The 16,862-nt window shown below is 71.7% G+C and carries 13 protein-coding genes and 1 pseudogene; 5 read left to right on the plus strand and 9 right to left on the minus strand.

From position 1 onward, the window contains the following. Window positions 1-18: 18 nt before the first annotated feature. From IM778_RS00495 to IM778_RS00505, 3 genes are all read left to right on the plus strand, one after another. Window positions 19-447 carry an ArsR/SmtB family transcription factor gene (locus IM778_RS00495; RefSeq protein ID WP_228484662.1) on the plus strand — a complete coding sequence of 143 codons (429 nt, stop codon included), beginning with the start codon at window positions 19-21 and terminating at the stop codon, window positions 445-447. Window positions 448-449: 2 nt separating this feature from the next. Continuing rightward, entirely contained in the window at window positions 450-1,430 is a 981-nt protein-coding gene (locus IM778_RS00500) for an SRPBCC family protein (RefSeq protein WP_194410163.1), read from the plus strand. A gap of 69 nt (window positions 1,431-1,499) precedes the next feature. Continuing rightward, entirely contained in the window at window positions 1,500-2,402 is a 903-nt protein-coding gene (locus IM778_RS00505; RefSeq protein WP_194410164.1) for a TerC family protein, read from the plus strand. A 188-nt stretch (window positions 2,403-2,590) separates the two neighbouring features. On the opposite strand, the gene IM778_RS00510 is transcribed toward IM778_RS00505, so the two are convergent. The 5 genes and pseudogenes from IM778_RS00510 to IM778_RS00530 form a co-directional block, all read right to left on the minus strand. Further along, window positions 2,591-3,523 carry a hypothetical protein gene (locus IM778_RS00510; protein ID WP_194410165.1) on the minus strand — a complete coding sequence of 311 codons (933 nt, stop codon included), beginning with the start codon at window positions 3,521-3,523 and terminating at the stop codon, window positions 2,591-2,593. A 325-nt stretch (window positions 3,524-3,848) separates the two neighbouring features. Then, on the minus strand, window positions 3,849-4,523 hold the full coding sequence (locus IM778_RS00515) for a response regulator (protein ID WP_194410166.1): 675 nt from the start codon (window positions 4,521-4,523) through the stop codon (window positions 3,849-3,851). Continuing rightward, window positions 4,520-6,070: pseudogene (locus IM778_RS00520) on the minus strand (sensor histidine kinase); the annotation flags it as partial. The pseudogene IM778_RS00520 and the gene IM778_RS00515, both read right to left, overlap by 4 nt. A 64-nt stretch (window positions 6,071-6,134) precedes the next feature. Then, entirely contained in the window at window positions 6,135-6,587 is a 453-nt protein-coding gene (sufU, locus tag IM778_RS00525; RefSeq protein WP_194410168.1) for a Fe-S cluster assembly sulfur transfer protein SufU, read from the minus strand. Next, window positions 6,584-7,936, minus strand: coding sequence for an aminotransferase class V-fold PLP-dependent enzyme (locus IM778_RS00530; protein WP_194411654.1), 1,353 nt, complete (start codon window positions 7,934-7,936; stop codon window positions 6,584-6,586). The genes sufU and IM778_RS00530 overlap by 4 nt, the downstream gene beginning before the upstream one ends. A gap of 64 nt (window positions 7,937-8,000) precedes the next feature. Here IM778_RS00530 and IM778_RS00535 point away from each other — a divergent pair, with 64 nt between their 5' ends. Further along, on the plus strand, window positions 8,001-9,065 hold the full coding sequence (locus IM778_RS00535; protein ID WP_194410169.1) for a VanZ family protein: 1,065 nt from the start codon (window positions 8,001-8,003) through the stop codon (window positions 9,063-9,065). A 37-nt stretch (window positions 9,066-9,102) separates the two neighbouring features. Here IM778_RS00535 and IM778_RS00540 read toward each other — a convergent pair whose 3' ends face one another. From IM778_RS00540 to IM778_RS00550, 3 genes are all read right to left on the minus strand, one after another. Continuing rightward, a complete protein-coding gene (locus tag IM778_RS00540; protein ID WP_194410170.1) occupies window positions 9,103-10,332 on the minus strand; it encodes an amidohydrolase in 1,230 nt (409 codons plus the stop codon). 138 nt (window positions 10,333-10,470) lie between these two features. Then, window positions 10,471-11,490: a LacI family DNA-binding transcriptional regulator gene (locus IM778_RS00545; protein ID WP_194410171.1), complete on the minus strand. Its 1,020-nt coding sequence runs from the start codon at window positions 11,488-11,490 to the stop codon at window positions 10,471-10,473. 74 nt (window positions 11,491-11,564) lie between these two features. After that, a complete protein-coding gene (locus IM778_RS00550) occupies window positions 11,565-13,247 on the minus strand; it encodes a glycoside hydrolase family 13 protein (RefSeq protein WP_194410172.1) in 1,683 nt (560 codons plus the stop codon). Window positions 13,248-13,341: 94 nt separating this feature from the next. Here IM778_RS00550 and IM778_RS00555 point away from each other — a divergent pair, with 94 nt between their 5' ends. Further along, on the plus strand, window positions 13,342-13,860 hold the full coding sequence (locus tag IM778_RS00555) for an adenine phosphoribosyltransferase (RefSeq protein WP_194410173.1): 519 nt from the start codon (window positions 13,342-13,344) through the stop codon (window positions 13,858-13,860). Between the two features lie 131 nt (window positions 13,861-13,991). Here IM778_RS00555 and IM778_RS00560 read toward each other — a convergent pair whose 3' ends face one another. Beyond that, window positions 13,992-16,763 (minus strand): PQQ-dependent sugar dehydrogenase, encoded by a 2,772-nt coding sequence (locus IM778_RS00560; RefSeq protein ID WP_194410174.1) that lies wholly within the window; start codon window positions 16,761-16,763, stop codon window positions 13,992-13,994. Window positions 16,764-16,862 lie beyond the last annotated feature (99 nt).

The following is a 16,862-nucleotide window of genomic DNA, read 5'->3' on the forward strand; positions in this document are numbered from 1 at the left end:
TCCGTAATCTACAACCAAATGGTTGTACGAACGGAACTCAGTGATGAACAGATCGACCGCGTGTTCCACGCGCTCGCGGCGGCGACGCGGCGCGACATCCTCCGTCGCACCATCGAGGGCGAGCACTCGGTGTCAGCGCTCGCACGCGACTACGACATGTCGTTCGCCGCGGTGCAGAAGCATGTCGCGGTGCTCGAAGAGGCCGGTCTCATCATCAAGCGCGCCGAAGGGCGCGAACGTCTCGTCCGGGCGGATCCCGCGATGATCGCCCGGGCCCGCGCGCTGCTCGCGCGGTACGAGGAGCTGTGGCGGTCCCGCATCGACCGTCTCGACGCGCTCCTGGCCGAGCCGCGGACGGCGGATGCGGCATCCGCCGACGCCGTCGACTCGACCGACCGACCCTCACGCAAGAGCCAGACACGCACGAACCCCGAGCAAGGAGAATGACGATGCCCGTCACCGATGTCACCACCGACCCCGAAGCGCTCACCATGTCGCTCACGGCCGAGTTCGCGGCCCCCGTCGAGCGGCTGTGGGAGGCCTTCACCGACCCCCAGCAGCTCGAGCGGTTCTGGGGCCCTCCCGGCTGGCCGGCGACCTTCACGTCGTTCGACTTCGAGCCCGGCGGCCGCGCGACCTACTACATGACCAGCCCGCGCGGCGAGAAGTCGGGCGGGTCGTGGGAGTTCCTCTCGATCGACGAGCCGCGCGGCTTCGAGGTGCTCGACGCGTTCGCCGATGAGAGCGGCACGCCGATTCCCGACATGCCCGCTTCGCGGATGGTCTTCAGCTTCGAGAGCACCGACGAGGGCTCGCGGCTGCGCAACGTCACGCACTTCACGACCGCCGATGCCCTCGAGCAGGTCCTCGCGATGGGCATGGTCGAGGGCGCCACGATGGCCATGAGCCAGCTCGACCGCGTGCTCGAGGGCCTGCGCGCGTACGCCGCCGGCAAGGGTACGCAGACCGAGATCCTCGACGACACGCACGTGCGCATCACGCGGCTCATCGAGGGCCCGATCGACCTCGTGTGGCGCGCCCACCACGAGCCCGAGCTGCTGAAGGAGTGGATGCTCGGGCCCGACGGCTGGAGCCTCGTCGAGTGCGAGGTCGCGCCGGCCGTCGGCGACAAGTACCGCTACGTGTGGGAGCCCGGCGAGGGCGTCGAAGGCGAGCGCTTCGGCTTCGACGGCGAGACGCTACTCGTCGACGCCCCGCGCCGCGCCGTGACGACGGAGCACATGACGGGCACCGACTTCCCGTCCACGCTCAACGACCTCAACCTCTACGAGGAGGACGGCGCGACGCTCATCACGATCCTCATCGAGTACCCCGACGCGCAGACCCGCGACATGGTGCTCGCCACCGGCATGACCGAGGGCATGGAGGCCAGCTACGCACGCCTCGAGGGCGTGCTGGCGGCCGTCTGACCACACGGACTGGAAGATCCGGATGCCTTGTGCCGAGGCATCCGGATCTTCGTCCGTATTGTGGTCCCCGTGGACTTCTCCTTCGCCTTCACGCCCGACCTGATCGCCGTCTTCCTGACGCTGTTCGTTCTGGAAGTGGTGCTGGGCGTCGACAACGTCATCTTCATCTCGATCCTCGCCTCCAAGCTCCCCAAGGAGCAGCAGGCGAAGGCGCGCAACCTGGGTCTGACGCTCGCGATGGTGATGCGGGTGGTCCTGGTGCTCTTCGCGGGGTGGATCATCACGCTCAAGGAGGACGTCTTCTTCCTCGGGGCGATGGGCTTCTCGTGGAAGGACCTCATCCTCATCGCGGGTGGCCTCTTCCTCGTGTACAAGGCCGTCACCGAGATCCACCACAAGCTCGAGGGCGCCGAGGAGGGGCACGACGGCGGGGCTCGCAAGGGTGTGACGTTCGGATCGGTGCTCGCGCAGATCCTCGCCCTCGACATCGTCTTCTCGCTGGACTCCGTCATCACCGCGGTCGGCATGACCGAGAACCTCGTCGTCATCATCACCGTCGTGGTGCTGTCGTTCGGCATCATGCTGTTCGCCGCGCGCTTCATCTTCGCGTTCGTCAACAAGCACCCCACGGTGAAGATGCTGGCGCTGTCGTTCCTCCTGCTGATCGGCGTCTTCCTCGTCGCCGAGGGTTTCGGGTTCCACATCGACAAGGCGTTCATCTACGGCCCAATGGCGTTCGCGATCTTCGTCGAGGCGCTCAACCTGTGGGCCGCGGCCTCGCGGGCCAAGCGCGAGCGTCGCCGCAGCACGGCCGTGCAGCTGCGGCCGCAGTACCCCGACGTCGACGAGTCCGTCGCCGTCGCGGCCGCCCTGTCGAAGGACCCGCACGCCGGGTCGGTGGGCCTGTCAGGCAAGCCGGTGGCCGGTGACGTGCCGCCCGCGCCGGGCGAGGAGCGTCAGGGCCTCGGCTGAGCCCGGCGCGCGGGGTGGTCGCGGCTGAGCCCCGGGTGCTCGGGCGGAGCCCCGGGTGGAGCGGTCGCGGTGGAGCCCCGGGTGCTCGCGGCGCTTTCTGGCGGGCGCTGCAGTTTGCGCCGTAGCGGGTGCCGGGAACTGTAGCGGTCGCCGTCGCGAAGTGGCGCGGACGCCGGAGGTTGCGGCGCTCACCGACCCGGGCGCGGCTTCGAGGTGGGGAGTCCGGCCCCGTGGAGGATGTCGTAGAGGAGGCGGGGCGAATTCAGCGCCGGCACGCGCCAGCGGGAGAATGCGTCCGACTGTCGGCGGAGCGCGTCCTCGCGGTCCTTTTCAGCCAGGAGCACCTCTTCGGGCGTCCGGCCCCTGAGGAGGGCGGGATCCCGATACTTGCCCGCGCCGTCGAACTCCCCGATGTGCCGGTGTTCGCGCCAGAAGAAGTCGGTGAAAGCCTCGCGGCCGTGAGCGAGAACGAATCGCGCCTGGAGTTCGGGCGGCGGAAACCCCATCACCGAGATGAGCACGCGGCTCTGCGATTCGCGCACGCTGTCGGAGAGGTGGGTGGCGAACTCGGCGGCTCGCACGGTGCGCGCAGCTGCACGCCCCCCCACACTGTGCGCGGCCTCGAGGAGTTCGGCACCCTCCACCAAGGCGCCCGCGGATCGACGTGCCCATAACGCTTGGTCTGCGATGGCGACACCGGTGACGTAGCGCACCGATCCGATCAGGTCGATCGTCGTCTGGAGCGGCGTGGTCACCCTGTGCCGACCCCAGGTCGCGGTCGCGAGGACCTCGATGTCGCGCGGATGTCGACGGATGGTCCCGCTCGAGCGTCCTCCCGACGCGTCCGCGATGGACACATCGAAGGTGGGGGGCCAGTTGCCGAGGATGTCGATGCCGTGGAGGGCAGCTGCCGCGAAATGCGACACCGTCTGCCCCGGCGACATGCGAGCGGCGCACTCCCACACGAGCTGGGCGTGGCGCGCGATCGGGGTGAGGGAGCGCCAGGCCGTGCGGTCCGCGTACACGCCGCGGGCGATCCGTTCGATTTCACCGGTTGCGATGCGGCTGCGCAGGCGGCGATCGTTGACCGGCTCACCCTCGTTCTCGTTCCGGCGGAACACGGTGCGAAGTGGAGGTTGTTCAAGCCACATGGTTTGACCTTCGCGTGCGGGAGACGCGCCGCTGCGCGACCGTCCAGGATCTGTGGACTCTTCCCCGCGCGACCCGGCTGGGGAGGACCCGGCTGGGGAGGAACCCCGCGCTGCACTTCACGACGCCCGCGGCGTCGCGAAACGTCACGTTCGTCGCAAAGTGCAGCTGGCACCGTCGCAAAGTGCAGCGGACGCGAGAGCGTGGCGCGCGCTCCGCGCGCTGCAGCGAACGAGGCTCGGCGGGGCGGCCCGGAGACCCAAGCCTCCGGGCGAACGGCGGGTCGCGCCCGGAGGGTCAGTCGGTGAGCAGGCGGTAGCCCATGCCGGACTCGGTCAGCAGGTGACGCGGGTGCGCGGGATCGGCCTCGAGCTTCTTCCGCAGCTGCGACATGTACAGCCGCAGGTACCCGGTGTCGGTGACCTGGTCCGAGCCCCAGATGCGCTTCAGCAGCGTCTGCCGCGTCACGAGCGAACCCGGGTTGCGCACCAGGAATTCCAGGATCCGCCACTCGGTCGGCGTCAGGTGCACGCGCTCGCCGCCCCGCGTCACCGAGGTCGTCGAGAGGTCGACGATGACGTCGCCGAACGTCACGACCGGTTCATCGGATGCCGCGACCGCGCGCCGCGCGAGCGCCCGCAGTCGAGCGAGCAGCTCGTCGACCTGGAACGGCTTGGTGACATAGTCATCGGCGCCGGCATCGAGGGCCTCCACCTTGTCGGCCGAACCCGTGCGGCCCGACACCACGATGATCGGCGCCGTGGACCAGCCCCGCACCGCCTCGATGAGGCCGATGCCGTCGAGGCGGGGCATCCCGAGGTCGACGATGTAGATGTCGGGCCGTTCCTTCACGGCCAGGGTGATGGCCGACGCGCCGTCGGGGGCGGCGACGACCTCGTAGCCGTGTGCGCCGAGGGTGATGCGCAGCGCGCGCACGAGCTGAGGGTCGTCGTCGGCGATCAGCACCTTCACGATCGGGCGTCCCCGTCGGATGCTCCCGGCGCGCCATACCGCGTGGCGCCCCGCGTCGCTCCACGCGGTGCGGAGCGCTCGGCGCGGGGGTCTGCCACGGGGGTCAGCGCGATGAGCATCGTGAGCCCGCCGCCCGGCGTGCCGGTGGCGGCGATCGTGCCGCCCATCCCCTCGGTGAAGCCCTTCGAGAGCGCGAGGCCCAGGCCGAGGCCGGTGTCGTTGTCGGTGTCGCCGAGGCGCTGGAACGGCGCGAACACGTCGTCGCGACGCTCGGGCTCGATGCCCGGCCCCCGGTCGACGACCGCGATCTCGACCGCCCCGCGTCGGGCAGCCGTGACGATGCGCACGCGCGCTCCGGTGGGGCTGTGCCGCACCGCGTTGGTGAGCACGTTGACGATCACGCGCTGCAGCAGCACCGGGTCCGCGTTCGCTGCGGGCGGCGCGGGGTCGAGATCGAGCTCGATCTCGTCGGGCCCGAGGCCGAGCTCGTCGACCGCCGCCGCCACGACCTCCGCGACGTCGACCGGCCGCAGCGACACCGCGAGCACCCCCGCCTGCACGCGGCTCACATCGAGGAGGTCGGTCACCAGACGCGAGAGCGTGGTGAGCGACTCGCCCGCCGTGGCAAGCAGCTCGGCGCGGTCGTCGTCCGACAGCTCGCCGCCCGCGGAGCGCAGTCCGCCCACCGCGGCGACGGCGGCCGCGAGGGGCCGGCGCAGGTCGTGGCTCACCGCCGACAGCAGGGCCGCGCGCACCCGGTCGGTCTCGGCGAGCACCTCGGCGGCTCGTGCGGTCTCGGTGAGCTCGGCACGCTCGAGGGCGGCGCCGAGCTGGGCGACCACGACGTCGAGCATGCGGCGCTCCGAGGCATCCAGCGTCCCGCCGTGAAGCTCGAGGGTCGCCCCGGTGCCGTGCCCGACCGACACCGCGATCACGCGGCCGTCGGGCACCGGCTCACCGTCGGTCGCGAGGACGCCGCCGTCGGCGGACACGAGCCGCACGCCCGTCATTCCGAAGGCCTCGCGCGCCTTCGACACGAGCGTCGGCGCGGCGCTCTCGCCGCGCAGCACGCTCCCTGCGACCGCCGTGAGCAGCTCGGCCTCGGCCGTCGCCCGGACGGCGGCACGCTCTCGCCGCGCGGCCTGATCGACGATGTAGCTGACGAGCACCGCGATCACGACGTAGAGACACAGGGCCCACAGGTGCAGGGGGTCGGCGATCGCGATCTGGAACTGCGGCGCCACGAAGAGGAAGTCGAGCGTCAACCCAGACAGCACCGCGGCGAACACGGCCGGCCAGATTCCGCCCACCAGGGCGACGACCACCACCAGCAGCTGGTACGACAGCACGTCCGACGTGATCGACTCGGGGGTGCGCACCGAGTACAGCAGCCACGTGAGCAGCGGACCGCCGACGAGGGCGATCACGAACCCGGCGATGATGCGCCGTCGGGTCAGGGCCCCGCCCGTCATGCGGGGAAGGGCGCGGAGGGCGCCGGTCGACGGCCGGTCTGTGGCCTGCACGCTGAGAAGCCTAGATCGACGGATGCCGCCCCCGGCCGCTTCTCGCCGTGCCCTCACGGAATCCATGCGGCGCGCCGGCACCCGCGTGTCAGGCGCGGGCCAGGGCGTCTTCGAGCGCGACCCACGCGAGCATCGCGCACTTCACGCGCGCGGTGAACTTCGAGACGCCCGACAGGGCGGCGGCGTCGCCGAAGGTCTCCTCGTCGAGGGCGATGCCGCCGCGCGAGCGCAGCGCCTCGCGGAACCCGTCGATGAGGACGGATGCCTCGGCCCGGGTCATCCCGCCCTCCTCGGCGACGAGCGAGGCGAGCATCGATGCCGACGCCTGCGAGATGGAGCAGCCGGCGCCCTCCCACGTGACCTCGCTCACGCGGGCTCCGTCATCGGTCAGGCGGACGCGGAGGGTGATCTCGTCGCCGCAGATCGGGTTGCGCTGATGAGAGGTAGCGGCGCGGCCGGCATCGTCGCCGAGGCCCTTGCCGTGCGGACGCTTGGAGTGGTCGAGGATCAGCTCCTGGTAGAGCGCGTCGAGCCCGGTCATGACGTCGCTCCGAAGAACGAGCGCACGCCGGAAAGGGCGTCGAGGAAGATGTCGACGTCGTCGGGGGTGTTGTACAGCGCGGTCGACGCCCGCACCGACGCGGTCAGGCCGAAGCGCCGATGCAGCGGCTGCGCGCAATGGTGGCCGACGCGCACGGCGACTCCGCGCGCATCGAGGAACTGCCCCACGTCGTGTGCGTGCACGCCCTCGACCTCGAACGACCACAGGCCGACGCGCTCCGCAGGCCCGCCGGTTGCCGAGCCGCCCCCGGTTGCCGAGCGCCCCCCGGTTGCCGAGCCCGTCGAGGCATCGCCGAGCATCCGCACGCCCGGGATCTCACGCAGTCCCGCGGCCATGCGTGCCTCGAGCGTCTTCTCGTGCGCGTGCACGGCATCCATCCCGACGCCGTCGAGGTAGCGGACGGCGGCCGCGAGGCCGATAGCCTGCGAGACCGGCTGCGTGCCGGCCTCGAACCGCTGCGGCGGCGGGAGGTACGCCGCCTCGTCGAGGGTCACGGTGGTGATCATCGACCCGCCGGTGAGGAACGGGGGCAGCGCCTCGAGCACGTCGGCGCGACCGTAGAGACCTCCGATGCCGTACGGCCCGAGCATCTTGTGGCCCGAGAACACCGCGAGGTCGACATCGAGCGCGGGGAGGTCGAGCGGCATGTGCGGTGCGGACTGGCACGCGTCGAGCACCGTGAGGGCGCCGACGGCACGGGCCAGGGCGACGACGTCCGCGACCGGGTTCACGATGCCGAGGACGTTCGAGACGTGCGTGAACGCGACGATCCTGGTGCGCTCGCCGATGAGCTCGGCCGCGGCATCCGTGTCGAGGGTCCCGTCGTCGCGGACCGGGACGTGGCGCAGCACGGCGCCGGTGCGCGCGGCGAGCTCCTGCCACGGGACGAGGTTCGCGTGGTGCTCGGCCTCGGTGACGACGATCTCGTCGCCCGGCTTCAGTGCGAAGCGGGCGGATGCCGGGGCTCCGCGCCCGACGGACGCGTTGCCGATCGAGTATGCGACGAGGTTCAGGCCCGCTGTCGCGCCGCTCGTCCAGACGAGCTGCTCGGGCTGGGCGCCGACGAAGCCGGCCACGGCTGCCCGGGCGTCTTCGAACAGCTCCGTCGCCTCGGCGGCGAGCGTGTGCGCGCCCCGGTGCACGGCGGAGTTCGCGCGCGTGAGGAACGCGACCTCGGCGTCGATGACCGCCTGCGGCTTCTGGCTCGTCGCTCCCGAGTCGAGGTAGACGAGCGGCTGCCCGTTGACGCGCTCGGCGAGCAGCGGGAAGTCCGCGCGCAGCGCGGCGGCATCCAGCGGCGCGTGGAGAGACGATGCGGGGGTGGTCAGGCTCACACCTCAAGGCTACGCGGGATGCCTGGGTGCCGGGCGGGCGCTCTGGGAGACTACCGACGTGCACGAACAGGTCCTTCTGGGCGGGCTCGCCGTCACCGCAGGGGTGGCGCTGGCCGTGCTGCTGTTCGTGCCGTTCGTGGCGCTGAGCTATCGCCGCCGCGGCGGGTTCGGCGTCGGTCGCTTCGTGGTGTGGGGCGCGGCGCTGGTGTACCTCATGGCGGTCTGGATCTACACGCTCCTGCCGCTCCCCGACCCGGATGTCCTCCGCTGCGCCGGGGTCAACCTCGACCTCGGGGCGTTCGCCGGCGGGATCCGGGACGCGCTCTCGCGCCGCGGCGGCGACGCGCTCACCGATCCCGCCGTCCTGCAGGTGCTGCTGAACGTGCTGCTGTTCGTGCCGCTCGGCTTCTTCGTGCGGGTCCTCGCCGGCCGCGGCATCCCCACCGCCCTCGTCGCCGGGCTCGCGGTCTCGGCGCTCGTCGAGACCACCCAGCTCACCGCGGTCTGGGGTCTATACCCGTGCGCGTACCGCGTGTTCGACGTCGACGACCTGCTCGCCAACACGTGCGGGGCCCTGGCCGGGTCGCTGCTGGCGCTGCTGGTGCCGCGACGGCTCTGGGGGACGCCGCGCTTCCCCGATGCGGAGGCGCCGCGGCCGGTGACGCGCGCGCGGCGGTTCCTGGCGATGCTGTGCGACGTGCTCGGGGCGTGGCTGACCGCGCTCGCGGTGTCGGTCGTCTTCCAGCTGGCGCTGTGGGCGCTCGGCGCCCACGCCGCGCTGCAGGACGGATCCGCCGCGGGCCTCGTGGGCCGGGCCGCGCCGGTGCTCGTGTGGCTCGTCGTCGTGATGGCGACCGGCCGCACCGTCGGCGATCTCGCGGTGCAGCTGCGCTACGCCGGCGGGCCGCTGCCTGTCGGGCTCGCGCGGTTCCTGCGGTTCGCCGGCGGCATCGGCGGGTATCTCGTGCTGCTCGCGCTGCCCGGTGCCTGGGGGCTCGTCGCCGGAGTGTTCGCCGTCGCGTCGGTCACGCTCGTGCTGACCACTCCCGACCGTCGCGGTCTTCCCGGCATCGTGTCGGGTCAGCGGCTGGTCGACGCGCGCGCCGCTGCCGACTCGCCCTGAGCGCGGGGCTCCGGGACGCGTGGGCCCGCGGTCGTGCTCAGGCCTCGGCGGGCTGGGCGAGGAACTCGCGCGCAGCGACCACGAGCGCGTCGACGCCGCGCGAGAGCGTCGGCTGCAGCACGGGCGCGAAGAACGGCGAGTGGTTGGTCGGGATGTCGCGCTCGATCGTCCCGGCCGCCTGTGCCGCCGCGAACGCCTCCGGGTCGACACCGCCCCAGAACCAGAACACCAGCGGCACGTCGGCTTCGCGCGCGAACCACGAGACGTCCTCGCTGCCGGTGAACATGCCGGGGTCGATGACGGTGCCCTCGCCGAACGCCGCGTCGAAGGCCAGCACGAGCCGGGCGGTGGCGTGGACGTCGTTGATCGTCGGCGGCAGGGTGTGGTCGGTGACGATCACCGGCGGCTCTTCGGCGCCGGACGCCTGCGCCTCGGCGCGGACGATCCGCTCCACCTTCTCGAGCACGGCGGTGCGCGCCTCGTCGTCGGGATATCGCAGGCTGAGCTCGAGCCGTGCCTCGGCGGGGATGATGTTGTTCTTCAGCCCGGCGTGGATCGATCCGACCGTGACGACCGCCACATCGCGCGGGTCGACCTCGCGCGACACGATCGTCTGCAGCCGCATCACGGTGGCCGCCGCCATGACCACCGGGTCGATCGTCGCCTGGGGGCGCGAGCCGTGGCCGCCGCGACCCAGCAGCGTGATGCTGAGGCCGTCGGATGCCGCCATCTGGGTGCCGCTGCGCACGCCGATGGTGCCCGCGGGCAGCGGTGTGACGTGCTGGCCGAGCACGATGTCGGGCCGGGGGAAGCGCTCGAGCACGCCGTCGGCGATCATCGCCTGCGAGCCGGCCCCGTACTCCTCGGCGGGCTGGAAGACGGCGACGATCGTGCCCGACCACTCCTCCTTCGTGGCGACCAGGCGCTCGAGAGCGCCGATCAGCGCCGTGACGTGCATGTCGTGGCCGCACGCGTGCATCACCGGAACATCCGTTCCCGCCGGATCGGTGCCGCGGGCCGTGCTCGCGTACTCGAGTCCGGTCTGCTCGGGAACCGGCAGCGCGTCCATGTCGGCGCGCAGCCACACCACGGGCCCCTCGCCGTTGCGCACGACGGCCGCGACCCCGGTCTTGCCGATGCCCTCTTCGAACTCGATGCCGAGGTCCGTCAGATGCTTCGTGACGACTCCGGCCGTCCGCGTCTCCTGGAAGGACAGCTCCGGATGCCGGTGCAGGTCGATGTAGAGGGCCTCGAGGTCGATCGTCATGCGGTCGAGCCTATCCGCGGCCCGAGCCGGTCGTTGAGCGAGCGAGGAACGAGCGAGACGAAACGCATCGGCTCTCCGTCGTCGGGCGGTCCGGGGCGTTTCGTCTCGGTCGCTGGCGCTCCCTCGCTCAACGACCGGTCACGAGACCAGGCGGGCAGTGGAGCCGCGCACGATGAGCTCGAACGGCAGGTCGCCGGGCCGGTGCGCGGGGGTCTCGCCGGGCGTGGGCTCGAGCGCGGCGAGGATCGCGTCGGCGGCGCGCTCACCCTGGCCGAGCGGGAACTGGTCGACGGTGGTCAGGCGGAAGAACTCGCCCAGCTCGTGGCCGTCGATGCCGATGACCGAGAGGTCCTCGGGCACGCGGTAGCCGAGCTCGCGGGCGGCGAGGAGGGCACCGATGGCCATCTCGTCGGATGCCGCGAAGATCGCGGTCGGACGGCCCCCGGGCTGGCCGAGCAGCTGCTTGGCCGCCCGGAACCCGCCTTCGATCGTAAAGTCGGCGGGCTCGTACAGCGACGGCTTCACCGGGATCCCGGCATCCGCCAACGCCTGCTCGAATCCCTGCCGGCGATGCGTCGGGATGTGGAAGTCGATGTCGAACTCGGGGCTCGCGCCGATGTGGGCGATCTCGCGATGGCCGAGGGCGAGCAGGTGCTCGGTCGCCAGGCGCGCCACCGCGACGTCGTCGACGGTCAGGGTGGTTAGCCTCGGGTTCGGACCGCCGATCGCGATCACCGGCAGGTCGAGCTCCAGCAGGTGCTCGGTCTCTTCCTGGCCGAGCTCGATCGCGATCGCGATCACGCCGTCCACGCGCTGGCGCCGCAGGAACGTGTCGAAGATGTCGCGGCGCTCGGCCCGGTCGGCGGTGAGGCTGTAGAGGGTGATGTCGTACCCGCGGCGCATGAGCGCCGACGCGATGCCGCTCAGCACCGTCGAGAAGAACCAGCGGTCGAGGAACGGCACGAGCACCCCGATGTTGCGCGTGCGGCCCGAGGCGAGGCTCGACGCCGACGCCGAGACGACGTACCCGAGGCTCTTCGCCGCGGCCTCGACCTTGGCCTTGGCGCCGGCCGAGACGTGACCGCGTCCGCTGAGGGCGCGCGACACGGTCGCGGTCGAGACGCCCGCCGCGCGAGCGACCTCGTCGATGCTGACCACGTCGTCACCTCTCCTTAGCGCGACCGCCACCCGGTCGACTGACGGGATGCCGAGCCCGGCATCCCGTCGTGGGCTCAGCCGATCGCCACCCAGACCGTCGTGTCGGCCGGCACCTCGCCGTCGGTGAGCGGTCCGCTCGCTGCGATCACGATACCGTCCGGCACCGGGATCGGCGCCGAGCCGGTGTTCGCCACCACGGTCACATTCCCGTTGCGGAATGCCACGGCATCCGTTCCGAATCCGTCGACCCATTCGAGCGTGCCCGCCCCGAGGTCGCGAGCGCGGCGCTCGGCGAGAAGCAGGCGGTACAGCTCGAGCGTCGAGCCCTCGACACCGGCCTGACGGTCGCGCGCGAGCTCGGCCCACTCGGCCGGCTGGGGCAGCCACGACGCACCCGTCGGGCTGAAGCCGTACGCCGGCGCATCCGCGTGCCACGGGATCGGCACGCGGCAGCCGTCGCGGCCGTAGCGTTCGCCGTTCGTGCGGAACCACGTCGGGTCCTGGCGAGCCTCGCCGGGGATGTCGATGACCTCGGGAAGCCCGAGCTCCTCGCCCTGGTAGAGGTAGGCCGACCCGGGGAGGGCGAGCATGAGCGCCGTGGCGGCGCGGGCGCGCCGCAGGCCGACCTCGGGCATCGGCTTGCCGGGCGAGTCGGGACCGATGCCGTGACCCTGCGGGTTCTCGGCCGTGAGCGCGAGGCGCGACGCGTGGCGCACCACGTCGTGGTTCGACAGCACCCACGTGCTGGGGGCGCCGACGCCCGGGAACGCCCGCAGCGACTCGGAGATCACCTCGCGCAGCTCGGCCGCGTCCCATTCGGTCTGCAGGTAGGGGAAGTTGAACGCCTGGTGCATCTCGTCGGAGCGCACCCACAGCGCCGTCCGGTCGGCCGTGGGCAGCCACGCCTCGGCGGCGAGAGCACGGTCGCCCTCGTACTCGGCCAGGATCCGGCGCCAGTCCCGATAGACCTCGTGCACGCCCTCCTGACCCCAGTACGGGACGTTCTCCTCTTCGCCGCCCATCGAGCCGGCCTCGGGCGTCGGGATGTAGTCGGGCAGGCCCTCGGCCTTCACCAGGCCGTGGGCGACGTCGACGCGGAATCCGTCGACGTGACGGTCGAGCCAGAAGCGCAGGATGCGGCGGAACTCCTCGCGGACCTCTTCGTTGGACCAGTCGAAGTCGGGCTGCGACGAGTCGAACAGGTGCAGGTACCACTGGCCGGGCGTGCCGTCGGCTTCGGTCACGCGCGTCCAGGCGGGACCGCCGAAGACCGAGTCCCAGTTGTTGGGCGGCAGTTCGCCGTGCTCGCCCTTGCCGTCGCGGAACATGTACCGCGCGCGCTCGGGGCTCCCGGGGCGGGCGGCCAGCGCCTGCTGGAACCACTCGTGCTGGTCGGACGAGTGGTTCGGGACCAGATCGACGATGACCCGGATGCCGCGCTCGTGCGCTGCGGCGAGCATCGCGTCGAAGTCGGCGAGGGTGCCGAAGAGCGGGTCGACGTCGCAGTAGTCGCTGACGTCGTAGCCGGCGTCCTTCTGCGGCGAGCGCTGGAACGGGCTCAGCCAGATCGCGTCGACGCCGAGCCGGGCCAGGTCGTCGAGGTGCGACGTGATGCCCGGGAGGTCGCCGATGCCGTCGCCGGAGGCGTCCGCGAAGGAACGGGGGTAGATCTGATAGATCACTGCGGTGCGCCACCACTCGCCACCGACGGTGGTGAGAAACGCGTCCGTGCGCTCTGCGGTCTCTGCGGAGGTCATCGCGCCAGTCTACTGCAAGCGCTTACACACGCCAGTCGCCGCCACATCCCGCTCCTCGCGGGCCCGCTCCTCCGGGCGGGCGTAGGGTGGGCGGGTGCTCTCCGAGGCCCTGACGCGCGCCGAGTCCCTCATCCGGACGATCCCCGACTACCCCGAGCCGGGGGTGCTGTTCCGCGACATCACGCCCTTGCTGGCGGATGCCCGTGCCCTCCGCACGGTCATCCACGCCATGATCGCCCCGTTCGAGGGGTCGTTCGACGTCGTCGCCGGGGTGGAGGCGCGCGGGTTCCTGCTCGCGGGCGCCGCGGCCATGGAGGCCGGTGCCGGCCTCGTGCCGATCCGCAAGGCGGGCAAGCTGCCGCGGCCCGCGGCATCCGTCGCCTATTCCCTCGAGTACGGCACCGCCGCCATCGAGGCGCACGACGACATCACGGCCGGCATGCGCGTGCTGCTCGTCGACGACGTGCTCGCCACCGGCGGCACCCTGGTCGCGGCGCGCGAGCTCGTCCAGACCCTGGGCGGCGACGTCGTCGGCACGGCCGTGCTCATGGAGCTGACGGCCCTCGGCGGCCGCGACGTCGTCGGCGACGTGCACACGGTCTTCACCGCATAGCCGGGGCGGCATCGGTCCATCGACGCGGACCGGGCCGTGTCGCAAGGACACGGCCCGGTCGGTGAGCGGGGGTGCGGCCGGCGGATCCCGCCAAGGTCTGAGTGCTCCGGCCGCACCGGTCTCTCTTCGGGTTACTCCTGTGCTCTCGGCTGCTCGAGATCGGCGATCACGGCGTCGACGGCCCGCTGCAGCACCGCGCGCGCGTCGAGGTTCTCGACCCGCTCGGGCAGCTGCGTCCGCACGAACCGCAGCTCGGTGAGCGCGGCCGGCACGTCACCCGCGTCGAGCGCCGCGATGGCGCGATCGAGACGGAGGCGGAGCGACACCATCGCGCCGTTGGTCACGGTGCCCTGTGACCGCAGCGCCGCCAGCGTCGCCTTCACGTCCGGTACCGAGGTCGTGAACAGGAAGCGGTCGAGCTCGACCCCTCCCGTCGAGGTCACGACGACCTGACCGGTGCCCTCGGGCACCTTGATCAGCGGCACCGAGACGAGCGACCAGCCCGCGGAGTCCACCGCGAACGTCGCGAACGGGGTGGCGCCCGCGTCGCCCCAGTGCAGCGACACCTCGCCGGCGCCGGCCGCGCGCAGCTCGACGCCGGTGATGCCGCCGAACTCGATCGGGTCGTAGGTGAGGGACTCGCCCGACCCGAGGCCGGTGAGCTTGCGGAAGCCCGATGCGCTCTCGTCGTCGACCACCGTCGTCCCGCCGGTGCGGGCGTCGGCGTGCTCGGCCTGCAGCTCGCGCGGGTTGAGGAGAGTCACGTCATCGCCGGTCAGCGCGGGTGCGGTCGCGCCGCCCGCGTCGGTGTACGAGGCCCCGATCTGACCGTAGATGTTCTCGGTCTCGCCGTGCCCCGCCTCGAGTGCGGTCTCGATCGACGCGGTGCAGCCCGACCCCGTGAACAGGGGGTGCGTGTGGGTGTTGTCGTGGCCGAGGCCGTAGCTCCACAGCACGCGGCTGCAGTCGATCGTCTCCTCGGGGTCGGTCACGCGCACCTCGAACTGGACGATGTCGCCCCAGTCCGTGAACGAGCCGTTGACGGGAGTGACGATCTCGACGACCGGTGCGGTGTTGCCCACCGTGATCGTGACCGAGGCGAGGCTCACGCGGCCGGCGGAGTCGGTCACCTGCACGCGTGCCGCGTACTGGCCGTCGCCGGTGTAGGTGTGCGACGTGGTCGCCGTGCCGGGGGTGAAGGTGCCGTCGCCCTCGACATCCCACGCGAAGGTCAGCGCGAGCCCGTCGGGGTGCGTCGAGCCGGCCGCCGAGAACTCGACCGACAGCGGACCTTGGCCCGAGGTGACCGACGCGGTCAGATCGACGCGGGGGCCCTTGGTGCCCTCGACGTAGTCGACGCGGTACAGCCCCGCATCGGGGTTCGGGCGGAAGAAGCCGTCGCCGTAGTCGAGCACGTAGAGCGAGCCGTCGGCGCCGAACTCCAGGTCCATGGGGTTGTCCCACGGGGGCATCCCCGATGCGTTCAGCGCGGCGTTGGGCAGGAAGTCCTGGATGCGGGTCACCGCGCCGTCGGGGTCGTCCTGGGTGTAGACGAACACGCGATCGCGCGAGAACTCGCCCATGAACGACTTGCCGTCCCAGTACTGCGGGAACTTCGTGGTCGCCGGGTTCTCCTCGTCGTAGCGGTAGGTCGGGCCGCCCATGGGTCCCTGGCCGCCCGAGCCGAACTCCGGCCACGGCTGGTGCGTCGGCTGGTCGCCGTAGTACAGCTGCGGCGCCGTCGCGCTCGGAAGCGTCGACAGGCCGGTGTTGTACGGGCTGTCGTTGACCAGCGTGCCGTCGCAGTCGTACCAGTCGCCGGGCACGAGCAGCTCGTAGTCCCAGTCGTTGTAGTTCGCGTTCGGCCCGTGGCAGAACGGCCAGCCGCCGTTGAGGGCCACCGTCGTGGACTGCCACTCGACGTAGCCCATCGGCCCGCGCTGCGGGTTGGCGGTGCCGGCGTCGGGACCGTAGTCGCCCCACGTGATCGCGCCCGTCACCGGGTCGGCGTCGATGCGGAACGGGTTGCGCAGGCCCATCGCGAAGATCTCGGCGCGCGCCCCGGCGGTTCCCGGCGCGAACAGGTTGCCGGCGGGGATCGTGTAGCTGCCGTCCTCCTGCACGTCGATCCGCAGGATCTTGCCGCGCAGGTCGTTGGTGTTGCCGGCGCCGCGGCGTGCGTCGAGGCCGGGGTTGTACCCGACCCGGTCGTTCATCGGCGCCATGCCGTTCGCGCCGGGTGTGCCGGCGGGGGTGTTGTCGCCGGTGGCGAGGAGCAGGTTGCCGTCCTTGTCGAAGGCGACGTCGCCGGCCACGTGGCAGCACTGGCCGCGCTGCACCTCGACGCGGATGATGTCCTGCTGCGTCGACAGGTCCAGCGAGTCCGTCGCGTCGTCCCACTTGAAGCGGCTGAGCTGGTTGTAGCCCTTCCACTGCTCCCAGTACGACGTGTCGGCACCGGCCGGAAGCGTGTTGGGCGCCGATCCTGCAGCCGTCGTGGTCGGGTAGGGGGCCGCCATCACGCGGGGCGCGTAGTAGAGGTACACCCACTTGTTGTTCGCGAAGTCGGGGTCGAGGGTGACCGTCTGCAGCCCGTCCTCGGAGTTCGAGTAGACATCGATGGTGTTGACGACCGTGGTCGTGCCCTGCGCGGGGTCGGTCAGGCGCACCTGCCCGTTGCGGGTGGTGTGCAGCACGCGCGAGTCGGGGAGGACGGCGAGGTCGATGGGCTCGCCGACGTCCTTCGAGAGGGTCACGCGTTCGTAGTTGGCCCAGGTGGTGGCTGAGATCTCGTCGCCGTGGTCGTGGCCGGGGTGAGCGGCCGCGGGGGTGGCGACGAGGACGGATGCTGCGGCGAGAAGGCCCGTCGCGAGTGCCACAAGTCGTGGCGCGGCATTGCGCATGTCGTGCTCCAGTCGGATGGGAGGGTGGCGGGATCCGTTGCTGGAGCCGGTCCCGAGCGAGCCGGGGGACCGGTGCGCCGGGTCACGCGCGTGACCCGG

The sequence above is a fragment of the Microbacterium cremeum genome (genome assembly GCF_015277855.1).
Lineage (GTDB): Bacteria > Actinomycetota > Actinomycetes > Actinomycetales > Microbacteriaceae > Microbacterium > Microbacterium cremeum.